The organism is Gilvimarinus sp. 1_MG-2023 (genome assembly GCF_030548285.1).
This window is the reverse complement of the sequence record NZ_JAUOSC010001034.1, coordinates 1-270: the sequence shown is the minus strand read 5'-3', so window position 1 is coordinate 270 and position 270 is coordinate 1. Positions and strand designations below refer to the sequence as shown.

Annotated in this window: 1 pseudogene; it reads left to right on the top strand. The window is 54.1% G+C overall.

The features are described 5' to 3' along the window. Positions 1–256: pseudogene (locus Q4563_RS20020) on the top strand (ADP-glyceromanno-heptose 6-epimerase); the annotation flags it as partial. Positions 257–270: the final 14 nt, after the last annotated feature.

The window sequence follows — 270 nt, the reverse complement described above, 5'->3', positions numbered from 1 at the left end:
AAGCGGTATTTTCAACCTCGGTACCGGCCAGTGCCAGAGCTTTAATGACGTCGCTGATGCCGTGATCGACTGGCATCAGGAACAAGGCAACCCGGCCCGTAAAGAATACATGGCGTTTCCAGATCACCTTAAAGGCGCTTACCAAAGCTTTACCGAGGCTGATATCAGTGCCTTGCGGGCAGCCGGGTATGACCAGGCCTTCGCCGATGTCAAAACCGGTGTCCATGCGTATATGAACTGGCTCAACCAGCGCTGATACAGCGTCTACAC